This is a genomic window from Paraburkholderia sp. BR14320, from assembly GCF_040948665.1.
Classification (GTDB): Bacteria; Pseudomonadota; Gammaproteobacteria; order Burkholderiales; family Burkholderiaceae; genus Paraburkholderia; species Paraburkholderia youngii.
Genome location: NZ_JBFPKG010000005.1, coordinates 68,471 through 83,441, shown reverse-complemented (window position 1 = coordinate 83,441; position 14,971 = coordinate 68,471). Strand labels below are relative to the sequence as shown.

General features: G+C 62.8%; 13 protein-coding genes and 5 pseudogenes. 8 read left to right on the top strand and 10 right to left on the bottom strand.

The features are described from left to right. Positions 1-2: 2 nt before the first annotated feature. Together AB3X89_RS07295 and AB3X89_RS07290 are read left to right on the top strand one after the other, a co-directional pair. Positions 3-296: a hypothetical protein gene (locus tag AB3X89_RS07295; RefSeq protein ID WP_368582556.1), complete on the top strand. Its 294-nt coding sequence runs from the start codon at positions 3-5 to the stop codon at positions 294-296. 191 nt (positions 297-487) lie between these two features. Continuing rightward, positions 488-823, top strand: coding sequence for a hypothetical protein (locus AB3X89_RS07290; RefSeq protein ID WP_368582690.1), 336 nt, complete (start codon positions 488-490; stop codon positions 821-823). A 125-nt stretch (positions 824-948) separates the two neighbouring features. Here AB3X89_RS07290 and AB3X89_RS07285 read toward each other — a convergent pair. Further along, positions 949-1,196: pseudogene (locus tag AB3X89_RS07285) on the bottom strand (LysR substrate-binding domain-containing protein); the annotation flags it as partial. A gap of 43 nt (positions 1,197-1,239) precedes the next feature. On the opposite strand from AB3X89_RS07285, the pseudogene AB3X89_RS07280 reads away from it, so the two are divergent. After that, positions 1,240-1,786: pseudogene (locus tag AB3X89_RS07280) on the top strand (pyridoxamine 5'-phosphate oxidase family protein); the annotation flags it as partial. A 134-nt stretch (positions 1,787-1,920) separates the two neighbouring features. Here the strand turns inward: AB3X89_RS07280 and AB3X89_RS07275 are convergent. The 9 genes and pseudogenes from AB3X89_RS07275 to AB3X89_RS07235 all read right to left on the bottom strand — a co-directional run. Then, a pseudogene (locus AB3X89_RS07275) lies at positions 1,921-2,673 on the bottom strand (ABC transporter ATP-binding protein); the annotation flags it as partial. After that, positions 2,670-3,548 (bottom strand): ABC transporter ATP-binding protein, encoded by an 879-nt coding sequence (locus AB3X89_RS07270; protein WP_368582555.1) that lies wholly within the window; start codon positions 3,546-3,548, stop codon positions 2,670-2,672. The gene AB3X89_RS07270 and the pseudogene AB3X89_RS07275, both read right to left, overlap by 4 nt. 1 nt (position 3,549) lies before the next feature. Then, positions 3,550-4,464, bottom strand: coding sequence for a nickel transporter permease (nikC, locus tag AB3X89_RS07265; protein WP_368582689.1), 915 nt, complete (start codon positions 4,462-4,464; stop codon positions 3,550-3,552). Between the two features lie 64 nt (positions 4,465-4,528). Next, a complete protein-coding gene (locus AB3X89_RS07260) occupies positions 4,529-5,599 on the bottom strand; it encodes an ABC transporter permease (protein ID WP_368582554.1) in 1,071 nt (356 codons plus the stop codon). Positions 5,600-5,654: 55 nt separating this feature from the next. Then, positions 5,655-7,262 carry an ABC transporter substrate-binding protein gene (locus AB3X89_RS07255; RefSeq protein ID WP_368582553.1) on the bottom strand — a complete coding sequence of 536 codons (1,608 nt, stop codon included), beginning with the start codon at positions 7,260-7,262 and terminating at the stop codon, positions 5,655-5,657. Positions 7,263-7,325: 63 nt separating this feature from the next. Continuing rightward, positions 7,326-7,889, bottom strand: coding sequence for a D-alanyl-D-alanine dipeptidase (gene ddpX / locus AB3X89_RS07250; RefSeq protein ID WP_018432803.1), 564 nt, complete (start codon positions 7,887-7,889; stop codon positions 7,326-7,328). Between the two features lie 11 nt (positions 7,890-7,900). After that, positions 7,901-8,781: pseudogene (locus tag AB3X89_RS07245) on the bottom strand (MurR/RpiR family transcriptional regulator). Between the two features lie 369 nt (positions 8,782-9,150). Continuing rightward, a pseudogene (locus tag AB3X89_RS07240) lies at positions 9,151-9,432 on the bottom strand (hydroxylamine reductase); the annotation flags it as partial. 126 nt (positions 9,433-9,558) lie between these two features. Then, a complete protein-coding gene (locus AB3X89_RS07235; RefSeq protein WP_368582552.1) occupies positions 9,559-10,476 on the bottom strand; it encodes a LysR substrate-binding domain-containing protein in 918 nt (305 codons plus the stop codon). Between the two features lie 130 nt (positions 10,477-10,606). Here AB3X89_RS07235 and hcaE point away from each other — a divergent pair, with 130 nt between their 5' ends. The 5 genes from hcaE to hcaD are packed head-to-tail and all read left to right on the top strand — an operon-like array spanning position 10,607 to position 14,946. Further along, a complete protein-coding gene (hcaE, locus tag AB3X89_RS07230; RefSeq protein WP_368582551.1) occupies positions 10,607-11,968 on the top strand; it encodes a 3-phenylpropionate/cinnamic acid dioxygenase subunit alpha in 1,362 nt (453 codons plus the stop codon). Positions 11,969-11,981: 13 nt separating this feature from the next. After that, positions 11,982-12,500 (top strand): 3-phenylpropionate/cinnamic acid dioxygenase subunit beta, encoded by a 519-nt coding sequence (gene hcaF / locus AB3X89_RS07225; RefSeq protein WP_368582688.1) that lies wholly within the window; start codon positions 11,982-11,984, stop codon positions 12,498-12,500. 5 nt (positions 12,501-12,505) lie between these two features. Further along, positions 12,506-12,823 (top strand): 3-phenylpropionate/cinnamic acid dioxygenase ferredoxin subunit, encoded by a 318-nt coding sequence (gene hcaC, locus AB3X89_RS07220; protein WP_368582550.1) that lies wholly within the window; start codon positions 12,506-12,508, stop codon positions 12,821-12,823. Further along, a complete protein-coding gene (gene hcaB, locus AB3X89_RS07215; protein ID WP_368582549.1) occupies positions 12,823-13,662 on the top strand; it encodes a 3-phenylpropionate-dihydrodiol/cinnamic acid-dihydrodiol dehydrogenase in 840 nt (279 codons plus the stop codon). Before hcaC ends, hcaB begins: the two co-directional genes overlap by 1 nt. Positions 13,663-13,719: 57 nt before the next feature. Next, positions 13,720-14,946 carry a 3-phenylpropionate/cinnamic acid dioxygenase ferredoxin--NAD(+) reductase subunit gene (gene hcaD / locus AB3X89_RS07210; protein ID WP_368582548.1) on the top strand — a complete coding sequence of 409 codons (1,227 nt, stop codon included), beginning with the start codon at positions 13,720-13,722 and terminating at the stop codon, positions 14,944-14,946. Positions 14,947-14,971: the final 25 nt, after the last annotated feature.

The following is a 14,971-nucleotide window of genomic DNA, read 5'->3' as shown; positions in this document are numbered from 1 at the left end:
CGATGAAGACGATAAAAATCGAGCAGTGCAACGGATACGAGATTGGTATCAGAACGGTCCTTGTGCATGACGGCAACGGCAGGCCAGAGGCGGACGCAACTTCGGCGGGCGGCTATGCTGCGTTCGTGCAGATCGCGCGTGACGGCGAGGTCTGCGTGGACTGGCACATGCCGCAGCGTCTAAGACGCTGGGCCGCGCGTGAGGATGCCGAAGCGCAGGCGAAGGACTACGCAGTTCACCTGGTCGAGCGGCGCCCATTCGACCGCCCGCCGCCGGATTTCCCGCAGGCCGCCTGATGGCGGCGTAAAACCTGAGCAGAGGGAGGCAGTTTCAAAGAGATCGTGATGGAACTTCATTTGCGTTCGCATCGTTTCAATAGCCGCATCAGGGAAGTGGAAGGAAAGCAGTGACGTGCAGGCGAGCGTTACTCGGACGTCAAGAGGTTTGCGCCATGAAAAGACGATTGTGTGTCCTTGTCCCAGCAGCCATGATCGCTGGGTTATGGTCAGAGAACGTCATGTCGGCCAGCCCCCTGCCGACGTTGCCCCTGCAACATGACATCTGGATCACCGGGACAGTGGAGCGTGGGGGCGGGAAGTACGCGCTGGGTGACTATCCGACGATAGTGCTGGATCGACCTTCCACTTCCCCCTGCAACGACAAGGTGCTCTCGGACATCCCTCTTGCCGACGGAGGCGAGGCAGCGCCCTCACTGCTGCTGCCGTACCTGAACCAGCGGGTTGCAGTCAAGGGACGCGTAAGCTGCCCTGACTCGGGCATTCAATTTACGCCGCAGCCGGACGTCGTGTTTCCCGTCTGGTAGGGCAAGGGGAAGCACACGACCATCACCTTTCGGCAGCGCCTGACCAGAGTCACATATCCGTGATCGGCGTCCCGACCATCGCGCGCGAGGGCAGGCAAGCCGGCCGTGCGGCTGCCGTTGCCACGCTACGCACGCTGCCGCAGTGCATCGACCAGCGCTAACGGCTTCGCTGGCACACGGCTGGTGGGCGGGAAGACACCTCTGATACCTGCATCTGGCGTTACCACGAGGGCAGGAGACGGACCAGCGTCCCCGCCGCGATATCGTTCGACGTCGAGAAATCCGGTAGCACCCCAATGCCTCCGCCCGCGAGTGTTGCGGCGCGGCAGGCCGTTGCCGTGTTTGTCACGATCGGGCTCTGGCAACGAACAGTGCATGTCGTGCCAGGGCGTGCCACGCGACTATCCGATGAAGGCCGTGCGCTCTTCGGGCGCACCGATACGTTCTTCATCGCCCCGGCTAATGTCTCGGATGACGCGGACGTCGCGCGCGGCGTGGGCGTCTGGCACCGAGGTGCCCTCCCCGGATTCCTGCGCGTCGACGACGATGTCACGCTGACCACGCGCGACTTTCGCGGGCAACAAGCTTCTCAACACGATTGGCAATCTGCTGGTCGACCCGCGCGCGGGCCTGGTATTCGCAGACTTCTAGCACGGCGACCTGCTCTACGTCGCCGCCGAGGCGGAGGTCGTCTGGGACGGCCCCTTTCATGTTGGCGAGCTGCGGGGCAGTGAGGGGGGCCTGCCGTTTTGCTGGACGTCGGCGCAATTTGCACGCGAACTGGTTCCTGAATCCGAGACGTGGATTCGCTTGCGTGGAGCCATTGAGCAGGAGACCGTTCATATCCGCTCGTTTCTGCTGGAGCGCGAGGGCGGGGACCGGCTGCCGGCATTTGAGCCGGGCCAGTTTCTGCCGATACGGCTTGCCGTGCCGTGCCACGCCGCGCCGCTGGTGCGGAGCTAAACATTGTCGGTGCACGCCGACCGCCGTCGCTACCGTATCAGCTTGGAGCGGCACGGTGTGGCATCTCGTTCATGCGTGATCTCGACCAGCGGCTGCGCGCACTGAACGGACAGCGCGTCCGCTCCGTCTACCGCGACCGACTTGCGCCGGTAGCCCGTGGTCGCGAGCAGCAGGCTGCGCGTGTATTCGTGCTCGATCTGCTGCGCTCGAATGGATGCGATATCGCGTTGCTCGACAATCTCACCATGGCGCATGACCGCGACGCGCGAGCAGAGAAAGCCCACCACCGCCAGATTGTGGCTCACCAGCATCATCGTCAAATTGCGTTCGCGATGAAGCCGTCTCAGCAGGTTGAGGATTTCGGCTTGCACGGACACATCGAGCGCGGACGTCGGCTCATCGAGCAGCAGCACGCGCGGTTCGACGATCAGCGCCCGAGCAATTGCGACGCGCTGCCGCTGCCCTCCGGACAGCTGATGCGGATAGCGGAAACGATAAGACGGACCCAAGCCAACTTCGCGCAGCGCATCGACAATGCGTTCTTCCTGCCCGCCGATGCCGTTGATGGTCAGCGGCTCGCGCAAGCTCTGATCGATTGTGAAGCGCGGATGCAGCGAGCCGTACGGGTCCTGAAACACCATCTGCACGTCGCGTCGGAAGGAGCGGTCGAGTTTTTCTCCGAGCACGTGCGAGCCGATTTTCATATGACCGCCGGCAACGGGCGCGAGACCGGTCAACGCGCGCAGGATCGTCGACTTGCCGGAACCCGATTCGCCGACCAGTCCGAACACCTCACCTTCTCCGACATGAAAGCTCGCCGCGCGCACCGCGTCGAAGCGGCCGGTCCTGGTTTTGAAGCGCACCGTCAAAGCGTCGACATCGATCATGCTGATTCTCCTGCCGGTTGCGTGAGCCATGCCGCGTCCCGCTTCAGCACGGGCAGTTGCTCGGGCGGATCGACAAGCGGTGGGTTCGCCGCGAGCAGGGCACGCGTGTAGGGATGCTGCGCGTGGACGAGATCGCGCGCCGCGCAGGTTTCCACGACGCGTCCCGCGAACATCACGACGACGCGGTCGCAGAATGACATGACGAGGGGCAGGTCGTGGCTGATAAAAATGAGGCCAGTGTCATGCTTTGCGATCATCTCGTCGAGAATCCCGAGGACCTGCATCGATACGAGCACGTCGAGCGCGCTGGTGGGTTCATCGGCGATCAGCAGACGCGGCCCGGACGACACCATCATGGCGATCATCACGCGCTGCCCCATGCCACCCGACAACTCGTGCGGGTAGGAGTCGGCGACACGCTCCGGATCGCGGATATGCACCGCTGCCAGTGCCTCGATGATTTTCTCGCATATCTCGCGGCGGCCGAACTTCGACCCGTGCAGTTCGAACGCTTCGCGCATTTGCTGCGCGACGGTCATCACCGGGTTCAGTGAGTATTTCGGATCTTGCAGGATCATGCCCATCTGCTGGCCGCACAGTTGCCGGCGCTTGCGCGCCGGCATGGCAAGCAGATCCTGACCGTCGAACTTCATCGCCTTCGCATGACATTGCGCCTCAGGCGGAAGCAGGCCGAGCAGCGCGCGCCCGGTCAGCGACTTGCCGGAACCGGATTCGCCGACGATGCCAAGCCGCTCGCCGCGCCGCAGCGTCAGCGAAAGGCCGCGCACCGCTTCGCTCAATTCGCCGCCATGACCGCGAAAGCCGATTCGCAGGTCGTCGATTTCACACAAAGGCTGGGCCATATCGATTGGCATGTCAGCCTCCATGGCGCGGGTCGAAGACGTCTCGCAGACCGTCGCCGAGCAGGTTGAAGGCAAGACTCACCAGCAGAATGGCGAAGCCGGGAATAGTGGCCACCCACCACGAATCGAGCAGCACGTTGCGGCCCGACGCGACCATGAAACCCCACTCGGGGCTGGGCGGTTGTGCGCCGAGGCCGAGGAACCCGAGGCCCGCGACAGTGAGAATGATGCCGGCCATATCGAGGGTCGCGCGCACGATCACCGACGACGAGCACAGCGGCATGATGTAGAGCAGGAGAATGCGCTTGCGCGAGGCGCCCTGCAAGCGCGCGATGTGAATGAAATCGGCCTGCACGAGCCGAAGCGTTTCCGCCCGCGCGAGGCGGGCATAGGCCGGCCACGCGGTAATCGAAATGGCGATCACCGCGTTGATCACACCGGGCCCCAAGGCGGCCGCGAAAGCCAGCGCGAGTACGATCTTCGGAAAGGCGAGTGCTACGTCGGTGATCCGCATCAGCGCGTTGTCCACCCAGCCGCCGAAGAAGCCGGCAGTGGTGCCGATCAAAAGCCCCACCGGAACCACGATCACCACGACGAGAATCGCGATCGAGAGCGTGAGGCGTGAGCCGTAGATCAGACGCGAGAGGATGTCCCGGCCAAGCTGGTCGGTGCCGAACCAGTGCGATGGCGCACCCGGCGGCAGCAGGCGGTCGGAGAGGACTTGCTGCAGCGGATCGTGCGGTGACATTAGCGGCCCGATTGCTGCAATGATGATCAGCAAGGTCAGAATCACGAGGCCGAAGACCGACAGCGGATTACCCGAGAAGCGTCGCCAGCGCCGGTAAGCGAGGCCAAGCGCGGCCTGCTTGCGTGACGCGGGCGTGTCGCTCAGCAGCCAGTCTTTCCATCGTCGGGGCGCGGCATTCATCGGCCAGTCCTGCGTTTGCATCGATTCATCGGTAGGGGGACGCACGAAAGAGACCTCCGCAATGTCAGCGGGCGCGTGGATCGAACACGCGATAGAGCGCGTCGGTCAACAGGTTGAGCGCGATAAACGTGACGCCGATCACGAGCGTGCTGCCGAGCACGGCGTTCATATCGGCGTTCAGGAGGGCGCCCGTCAGGTACGAACCGATACCGGGCCAGGCGAAGACGATTTCGGTCAGCACCGAGCCTTCGAGCAGATAGCTGTACGTGAGCGCGATCACGGTCAGAAGCGGCACGGCGATATTACCGAACGCGTGGCGCCAGACCACCCGGCGCTCGGGCAGGCCTTTCGCGCGCGCCGTGGTGATGTACTCCTGGCTGAGTTGATCGAGCATGAACGAACGTGTCATGCGGCTCAGATAGGCGACCGAGTAGTAGCCGAGAATGGCCGCGGGCAGCGCGATATGCGAGAACGCATTGAAGAACACATCCCATTCGCCGGCGATGAGCGAGTCGATCAGCAGGCTGCCTGTGCGCGTATCGACCATGCCGTCGAATACCGGATCGACGCGTCCCGGCCCCGCCACCCAATGCAGCTTCGCGTAGAACAGCAGCAGGCCCATCAACCCGAGCCAGAACACCGGCACGGAACTGCCGACGAGGCCGACGAAGCGCGCGACGTGATCAATCCAGCGGTTATGGCGCACGGCGGCGATCACGCCCAGCGGCACGCCGATCAGCACGCCGATGATGGTCGACAGGGTCGCGAGTTCGAGCGTTGCAGGAAACACCCGCCGGATGTCTTCGATCACAGGATGCGCGGTCAGCAGCGACATACCGAAATTGCCATGCAGCACATCGCGCACGTAGATCAGGAACTGCACTGCGAGCGGCGCGTCGAGCCCGAGTTGAAGACGCGCCGCCGCGTAGGCTGCGGCTGACGCGCGATCGCCGAGAATCGCCAGCACCGGATCGATCGGTATTTTGCGGCCGATCACGAACGTGACCGCCAGCAACCCGGCGAAGGTGATGACGAGCGTGACGATCCAGCGCACGAGGCGCAAGGTCCAGCGCACGCTGGCGCTTTCAACCGAAAGCGCGCGCATGCGCTCGAAAGTCGTGAGGCGAGTGGACATGGTAAGTTCCTCGGTCGAAGGCGAAGCCCGGACAGTCTCGCCTCCACCGCAAACGTTACTGCTTCTTCAGATCACGATACGACACGAGGTCGTTGATCGGACCCACCTCGAGACCCGTTACGCCCGGTCGTGCGGCCACCTGCGAGACCTGCTGGAACATGATCACGAAGGGGGAGCTCGCGAGCACCTGCTTCTGCATGGTCTGGTACAGCTCGGCGCGCTTCGCCGTCGACGATTCGGCGAGCGCCGCGTTGGTTTCCTTCGTCAGGCCAGGGATGTCCCATGAGTTGCGCCACGCGAGCATCTTATAGGCCGACTTCTCGGAATTGTCGGGATTCCAGGTGAATCCCTGGGCATTGCTGTGCGGGTCGATGTAATCGGCCGACCATTCGCCGATATAAATGTCATGCGAGCGCGAGCGGTACTTGGCTAGCGTCTGCTTGTTGTCGCCGGGGATGATCTGTACCTTGATGCCGCCTTGCGCAAGATTGGCCTGCACTGCCTCGGCGATTTCGCTGTACGGGTAGCCGTTACGCACGTCCATCGTCACGGAAAAGCCGTTCGGAAGCCCGGCCTTTGCCAGCAGTTCCTTGGCCTTGGCGACGTTCTGCTGGTAGGGGTCGGTATTCAGCGCGCCGAGGAAACCTTCGGGGAGGAAGGTTTCGTGCACCTTGTAGGTGGTTTTGGCGACGTTGCTCTGAATCCCGTTGTAGTCGATCAGCCACTTCATCGCTTGCTGGACTTCCGGTTTGACCAGATTCGGATTCTTGACGTTCAGGCCGAGGTATAGAAGCGTCGCTTGCGGCACCGCGCTCACATGCGCCTTGCCGGACTTCGTCAGCGCGACGAGATCATCAGGACTGAGGTTGCGCGCCACATCGACGTCACCGTTCTCGAGCAGCAGGCGCTGGCTCGACGCTTCCGGCACGTGACGCAACACGATCCGCTTCATCGCGAGCGGTACGCGATAACCGTCGAAGCGCTGCAGGACGATGCTGTCGTTGGCAGTCCATTTGACGAGCTTGTAGGCGCCAGAGCCGGCCTCGTTCGTGCGCAGCCATTCGTTGCCGAAGTCATTGCCTTTCTGGTGCGTGAGCAGCAACTGCTTGTCCACCACCGACGCAGGCCACGAACCGAGTACGTTCAGCACAAACGTCGGCGCGTATTTCTGGTCGGTCGTCACACTGACGGTTGTGTCGTCGACCTTCTTCACGTTGGCCAGCACGTTGTCTTTGGTCAAACCGATGCCTTGCAGTACGGCCGCCGCGCCTTTATCGAGGAGGACGGTGCGCTGGATCGACCACGCGACGTCGTCGGCGCTCAACGCGTTGCCCGAGTGGAACCTGAGACCTGGACGGATCTTGAACGTGAAGGTCAGGCCGTCGGGGCTCACGGTCCATGATTGTGCGACATCGCCGTTGAATTTCGACGGGTCTTTCAGATCGACGCGCACTAGCCGGTCATACGTATTCGCCACATATTCTTCCGGCACCAGTTCGTAGATTTCGCCCGGATCGAGCGTGGTGAATTCGTCGAGGAGCGTGGCCATAACGAACATGTCTTTCGGCGTCGCCGCCGCAGCGGGGACGGCGGCTGTGAACGACAAGGTCAAGGCGGAGGAGATCACCGCCGCCGTCAGTGCATTGCGCAATACCAGTTTCATTGCCGCTCCATAAGGAATGGGTAGAGCCTGTCAGGGAACAACGGATGGAGAAATCGAACGCCATTACATGAGACGCAACGGACCGCTTTCGCTGTTGTCGATCAACGGCAGCGCGCGGGAGCCAGGCAACTCGTAATGCCACCATTCGCTCTTGATGTGGATGAAGCCGGCTGCGTGCATGATGCCGAGCAGTAACACGCGGTTGCGCTGCACATGCGCGGGCAGGCCAGTATGGAAGTGTTCGGACTCGATCGTCATCGCGTCGAAGCCTGTGCCCATGTCGAGTTCGTTGCCGTCAGCGTCGAGAAGCGTCAGATCGATCGCCGTGCCGCGGCTATGGTTCGAACCACGGCCAAGCTCAGCGATGTAGGTCGGGTCGGGCAGAAAATCCCACAGCACCTGTTGCGCCTGGGGCGGACGGTACGCATCGAAAATCCGCACGGTCAAGCCGGCGTTGCGGGCAATCTCTACTGCCTCGCGCAAAGCGGCTTCCGCGGGTTCGAGCAGCAGGCAGTGAGCTTCCTTGTAGATCGGCTTGCCTGTCAAGTTGCGCTCGGTGGCATAGACGAGGTCGATGTCCACGCCATGCGTGGCGGCGGTGATTTCGATGAGTCGCGGTTGTGTCATGGCGGGCGCGTTCAGATTCCGGATGTGAGAGGTTTAGAGATCGAACTGGTTGAATCCGCCTTGCAGCTAGCTGCGACGCGTTCGTCGATCGCGGCCCCCAGTTGAGCAACGATCGCGGTAATCATCAGCAGGTTGAACAGACAGCTGAGCGGCGCCAGCGAGTCCCAGAACTGGCCGACATCGGTTTTGATCTGCAACAGGTCGCAAGCGAATTCGCGAGCCTACGGGCAATAGATGTCGGTGGCCAGTGAAACTGCCCGCCACGATGCGCCGCGGCTTCACAGTAGCGGCGCGCGATCACCGGGTAGGCGCGCCTGTCGGTAATGACGAGGATCGGTGCGGCGAATTCCGAGTTCAGCGAATCGACGTATGAGACGGACATGCCGTCGGAGTACAAGACGCGCGGACGGATGTATTCGAGGTAGCCGTCGAACGCGTTGCTGGTGCCGCGGGTGGACTGGATGCCGACGATATATACGGCGTCCACTTGGGAGATGCGCTCCGCGATGCGGGCGAACATGGGCGATTGCGCCAACTGGTACACATGCTGGATCGCGTCGATTTCGAGTTGCAGCGAGCGGGTCATGGCGCCGGTTTGGACGTTTTCGCCGTGGTGCGGAGTGTTGGCGAACTGCCCGAACACGCGCAGGTATTCGTCGAGCCGGTCGGTAATCATCCACGGGCGCCCCTGCGCGCCACGCAGTTCGCGCTTGAGGTCGTCGAGGTTGCGATAGCCGACGCTGCGCAGGGTGGCCGTTTGCTGCGCGATCTGATCAGCCGGCTCCAGGCCTAGTCGCTCGAGATGAGCCAGCATGTAACTGGCAATGCGCTGAGGCGTTCGAGTGAGTTCGGCAAAGTGGGCCTCGACGGTCTGTGCGAAAGCGGTCGGCATGTCAGCGCGGATGGATTTATGGTTAATTGCCTGTCATACATTACGTCAATGACATGTATCTAACAAAGCCAATAAAGTCAGCGCCAGCTTAAAGAATCAATTGAATGCCGCTGTCCAATAGCTTGTGGGCGAGACTTCCGCTTACGGCCCGCGTATTTGGGTGGATGCCGCTATTCGATGCCCTCATTCTGTGGCTCCAGAGTTTTGTCCCCTAATGATGGCCTGGCGGGGTTTGGATGTCGATCTGCGAGGCCATCCCTACTCCGCACATGGATAACCATCGACGTGCAGGCCGGAATTAGCGCGGGAAGGGCGCCGAGCAAATCCGGTTGTGCACGTGGACTTTTATCTGCTCTCGCGCCGAGGCAATCGCGTCAAGCCCGCCTCGCGCAGCAGTACGACGAAGCGACTGGCGTTGGAGTTCACGTTGGTCAGCGTCGTGAACATGGCGTAGAGAATGAACCGGTCTGACTCGCGATCCGCGTGCCCCGTCAGGCGCGCAAGCCTGTTGTACTGCGCGATGCCCTTGACGGCATGCACCAACAGATCCTGCAGGTCAGCAGTTGTCGCGTCCTTGCCGCAATTGCCCTTCAAAGATGCGCAACCAGGTTGTACACCCGTGCGGTCAGTCTTTGCGACGCAAGTGCGCACGGAACATATCCTCAGGAAGGGTCGTGCTGCAGGAATCGATCTAGCGGCGGGCGAATGCGCGAGGCCCACAACAGCCACCGAAGCGCTCGCCGACCTTCATTGGCGCTTGTCACTTTTGAGCTCAGGTTATCGTGCCGATTTGCGTTCGCCCATTTGTGCACGAGTTAGTAACTGCTCGCGCGCGATCGTGAGCAATGCTTCGAGTTCGGGAGTGTGCTCGCCGCGCCGCCAGACCATGTAGAGCGGGATCACGGGCGCCTCGCCCGCGAGCGGTCGCGCGCACGATGAACGATTGATCAGCGAGGCGGTGTAGGCGGGCAGTAGGCCGAGGCCGAGCCCCATGCTGATGAGATTGAGATTGAGCAGAATGTTGTTCGCGATCTGCGCCGTGCGCGGGCGGATGCCGTAAGCCTCGAAATACGCCTCTACCACCTTGTGCACCTGCCCCGCGGCGAGCGGATCCGTAGCAACGAAGGTCTCCCCGTCCAGCTGCTCGGGGGCGATTTCCTCGCATTGCGCAAGCCGATGGCTCGCGGGAAGGATCACCATCATCGGTTCCTCCAGCACGACCTCGCTTTCGAACACCGCCGCGTCGATCGGTCCGCGCATGAAGGCCACATCTATCCCGCCCACCGTCAGCAGGCTCTCCTGCTCGTAGGTTAGCAGGCTACGTAACTCGACGTTGATTTCCGGATACTCCATGCGCAGGCGCGGCAGGATGGCCGGGAAAATCTGTACCTCGGCCGCCGGCACGAAACCGATGGTAATCGTCGTGCGACTTCGCTCGCCGATGCGGCGCGCATGAGCGACGGCGCGAGCGGCCTGTTCGATCACGAGCTGCGCGTCGCTGCGGAAAGCGCGTCCGGCCTCGGTCAGTTCTACCTTGCGGCGCGTGCGCGTGAACAGCGGCGTGCCGATTTCCTCCTCGAGATCGCGGATTTGCTGGCTCAGTGAAGGCTGGGCGGTGCCCAGACGCTCGGCCGCACGCGTGAAGCTCAGCTCATCGGCCACGGCGATGAAATAGCGGAGATGTCGAAGTTCCATTCCGCCTTTTTATCGTTAAAACCTATCAATTGCAACAAACAAAGTATTTCAGTTTTTATGGCGGCCGTCGCAAAATCTGCGCACTTCGGTTCCAAATTCGAGCCGGACGCTTGTCCGGAGGAGACAAATCATGTCTAAGAGCATTGACTTTGATGCGCTTGTCGATGCGCGTACTGGCCGCGTCGCATCGTCGATCTATACCGATCCCGAACTCTACGAACTCGAGCTTGAGCGCATCTTTGGCCGCACCTGGCTGTTTCTGGCCCATGTGAGCCAGATCCCGAAGGCCGGCGATTTCTTCAACACCTACATGGGCGAGGACCCGATCGTCGTCGTTCGCCAGAAAGACGGCTCTGTCAAGGCCTTCCTGAACCAGTGCCGTCATCGCTCGATGCGCGTGTCGTATGCCGATTCGGGCAATACCCGTGCGTTCACGTGTCCGTACCACGGCTGGTCGTATGGCACTGATGGCGCGCTCGTCGACGTGCCGCTCGAAGAACGTGCCTATCCTCACGGCCTGTGCAAGGAGAAGCTTGGCCTTCAGGAAGTCACGCGCGTGGCTGAGTACAAGGGCCTCATTTTTGGCAACTGGGACGCCACGGCGCCGGATCTGCATGACTACATGGGCGACATTGCCTGGTATCTCGACGGCGTGCTCGATCGCCGCGAGGGCGGCACGGAGATCATCGGCGGCGTGCAGAAATGGGTGATCGACTGCAACTGGAAGTTCCCGGCGGAGCAGTTCGCGAGCGATCAGTACCACGCGCTGTTCTCGCATGCGTCGGCGGTGCAGGTACTGGGCGCCAAGCCCGACGGTGAGGCAAAGCAACTCGGCGCGGGCCAGACTGCGCGCCCCGTCTGGGAAACGGCGAAGGACGCGCTGCAGTATGGCCAGGCAGGTCACGGCAGTGGCTTTTTCTTCACGGAGCAGCCGGATGCCAACGTCTGGGTGGACGGCGAAGTCTCGCAGTACTTCCGCGACAGCTATGCCGAGGCCGAGCAGCGCCTCGGCCAGGTTCGTGCACTGCGTCTCGCGGGCCACAACACGATGTTCCCGACCCTGTCCTGGCTCAATGGCACGGCCACGCTGCGCGTGTGGCATCCGCGCGGCCCGAACCAGGTTGAAGTCTGGGCATTCTGCATCGCCGACAAGGATGCGTCGCCAGAGGTGAAGGCTGCGTTCGAGCGCAGCGCGACGCGCGCGTTCGGTCCGGCGGGCTTTCTTGAGCAGGATGATTCCGAGAACTGGGTCGAAATCCAGAAGGTGCTGCGCGGCAAGCGCGCGCGGCAGACGAAGCTGATCGTCGAAATGGGTCTGGGCAACGAAAAGGTGCGCGAGGACGGTATCCCCGGCATTACGAACTACATCTTTTCCGAAACCGCGGCACGCGCTATGTACCGCCGCTGGGCTGATCTGCTGGCGAGTGAGACCTGGGATGAAGTCCATGAGCGCACCCAGCGTTATGAGCAGGAGGTACTGAAGCGTGACTGATACGACCAAACTTCTGAGGGCCGTTCCGCTCGAGCTGCATCACGAGATCGAACAGTTCCTCTGTTACGAGGCTGAACTGCTCGACGACTGGCAATTCCGCGATTGGCTCGATCTCGTCAGCAAGGACATCGCCTATACGATGCGCACGACCGTCAACGCGCAGACGCGCGACCGTCGCCGCAGCGTGCAGCCGCCGACGACCTGGGTATTTGACGACAGCTGGCATCAGCTCGAGCGCCGGATTGCGCGCCTCGAGACCGGCATGGCCTGGGCCGAGGAACCGCCCTCGCGCACGCGCCACGTGATCAGCAATGTGCGAATCGCAGAGGGGGAGGTGCCGGGCGAGTTCGACGTGCGCCTGAATTATGTGCTGTACCGCTCGCAGAAGGAGCGCGACGAGACGTTATACGTCGGTACGCGGTTTGACCGCGTGCGCCGCGCCGACAGCGCGGCAGGCTGGCAGCTGTGTCGCCGCGAGATCGTGCTCGATCAGGCGACGCTGAATTCCCACAATCTAAGTGTTCTTTTCTGAAAACCATGGCCCAAGTATTTGTTTGCAGTGGTGATGCGCTGGCCGATGGCGAAGCGATCAAAGTGGATGCGCCTGTCGAAGCGATCGCGGTGTTCAAGGTCAATGGTGAATTGTTCGCGCTCGCTGACCGTTGCAGCCACGGTAATGCCTCGATGTCCGAAGGTTATGTCGAGGACGACGGCACGGTTGAGTGTCCGCTCCACGCTGCGCGCTTCTGTCTGAAGACGGGCGACGCGCTGTGCCAGCCCGCCACCGTGGCACTCAAGACCTTTCCGGTCAGCCTCGTGGACGGCAAGGTCTACGTCGACGTGCCGGAGGCGTGATGGATGCGAACCAGACGCCGGCGCCGGCCGGCTGGCTGCAGGGTGACGTCGCGCTGATCACGGGCGGCGGTTCCGGTCTCGGGCTTGCGCTGGTCGAGCGCTTCCTGCTGGAGGGTGCGAAGGTCGGCGTGCTCGAGCGCTCGCACGAAAAGGTCGACGCGCTGCGCGCTCGCTTCGGGGACGATGTGGTCGCGACGCAGGGTGACGTGCGCAGCTACGAGGATAATTCGCGCGCGGTGAACGAGACGGTGAACCGCTTCGGCAAGCTCGACACCTTTATTGGCAACGCGGCGATCTGGGATCACGGGGCGAGCCTGATGAGTCTCACGCCCGAGCAGTTGGCCAACGGTTTTGACGAGTTGTTCCCTGTCAACGTGAAGGGCTATCTGCTCGGTGCGAAGGCGGCCGCGCCCGAGCTGATCAAGTCCGAGGGCAGCATGATCTTCACGCTGTCGAACTCGGCGTTCTATCCGGGCGGCGGCGGCCCGCTCTATACCGCGAGCAAGCACGCCGCCGTGGGCCTGATTCGTGAACTCGCCTACGAACTCGCGCCCAAGGTGCGCGTCAACGGTGTCGGTCCGTGCGGCATGGCGAGCGACTTGCGCGGCCCCGCTTCGCTCGGCCAGGAAAACATGCGGATCATGGACTCGCGCTCGCCCGAAGCGATTGCGAGCATTCTGCCGTTGCAGTTCTTTCCGCAAGCAGCGGATTTCACTGGCCCGTTCGTGTTGCTGGCCTCGCGAGCGAACAACCGCACGCTGAGCGGCGTGCTGCTCAATGCCGACGCGGGCCTCGCCATCCGTGGCATCCGCCATACGGCGGGCGGCCTGAATCTCTGATCGCGATGGCGCAATGCGAGGGCCACTCGAACGTGGCTCCTTACATCGAGACTTGTCATGACCTCATCCACTTTCGTGATCGTCGGCGCGGGCCAGGCCGGCGCCAATGCAGCGGCTGAACTGCGCCACCAGGGCTTCGATGGTCGCATCGTACTGGTGGGCGATGAAGCGCATGCGCCCTACGAGCGGCCGCCGCTCTCCAAGGATGTGCTGCTGCGTCCGGAAGAGACGCGCTGTGCCATGTACGCCGACGACTTCTACCAACAGAAGCGGATCGAACTCCGCCTCGGCGTGACCGTTGTCGGGCTCGACTTGTCGAGCCACGTGCTGGCTCTCTCGACGGGCGAATCGGTCGCGTTCGACAAACTGTTGATTGCGACCGGGGCGCGTGCGCGCCGCCTGCCGCTGCTCGACGCGCTGGGTGAGGGCGTGCACACGCTGCGCACGCTCGACGACGCCAGACGTTTGCGCGACGACCTGCGGCCGGGTCGCCACGTAATCGTGGTGGGGGCGGGCGTGATCGGTTTGGAGATTGCGTCGAGCGCCGTCGACCTCGGCGCGCGCGTCACGGTGCTCGAAGCAGGGCCGCGCGCGATGGGTCGCAATGCGCCGTCGATGTTGGCTGACTGGCTCTGCGGCGTGCATCGCGGTCGGGGCGTGGAGTTGATCTTCGGCGCGCAAATCGAATCTGCGGCGCGCGTTGGCGGCGAGATCGTCCTGACGCTTGGGGACGGCACGACCGTGACGGGCGACACAGTGCTGTACGGCGTTGGTGCGATTCCGGACACGGCGCTGGCTGAAGCGGCCGGGCTGGCCATCGCGAACGGCATTGCCGTGGACGCGCAGTATCGTACTTCGCATCCCGACGTGTTTGCCGCTGGCGATGTGGCCGGCCGCCAGGATCCGATGACGGGGCGCGTGGTGCGCCTCGAGACCTGGGAAAATGCCCAGAACCAGGGTGTCGCCGCCGCGCGTGCGATGCTCGGTCTCACCGTAGAGGCGCCGGGCGCGCCGTGGTTCTGGACCGACCAGTGCGGTCTCAACATCCAGTTGGTCGGTGAGATGGCGGCGTCCGATTGGGTCGTACGCGGCGCGCTCGATGCGCCGCCCGCCGTGCTGTTCGGCCTTGACGCCGGGGGCGCATTGACCGGTGCGATCACCGTGAACCAGGGGCGGGACATGCGCAGCCTGCGTGAACTCGTCGCAAGACATGTGGTACTCGCGCGCGAGGTGCTGGCCGATTCGGCGCAGAGCCTGCGCAATCTTGCCAAGGTAGCAGCATAGGTTGCAGCGGCATTCTACGCTCGGC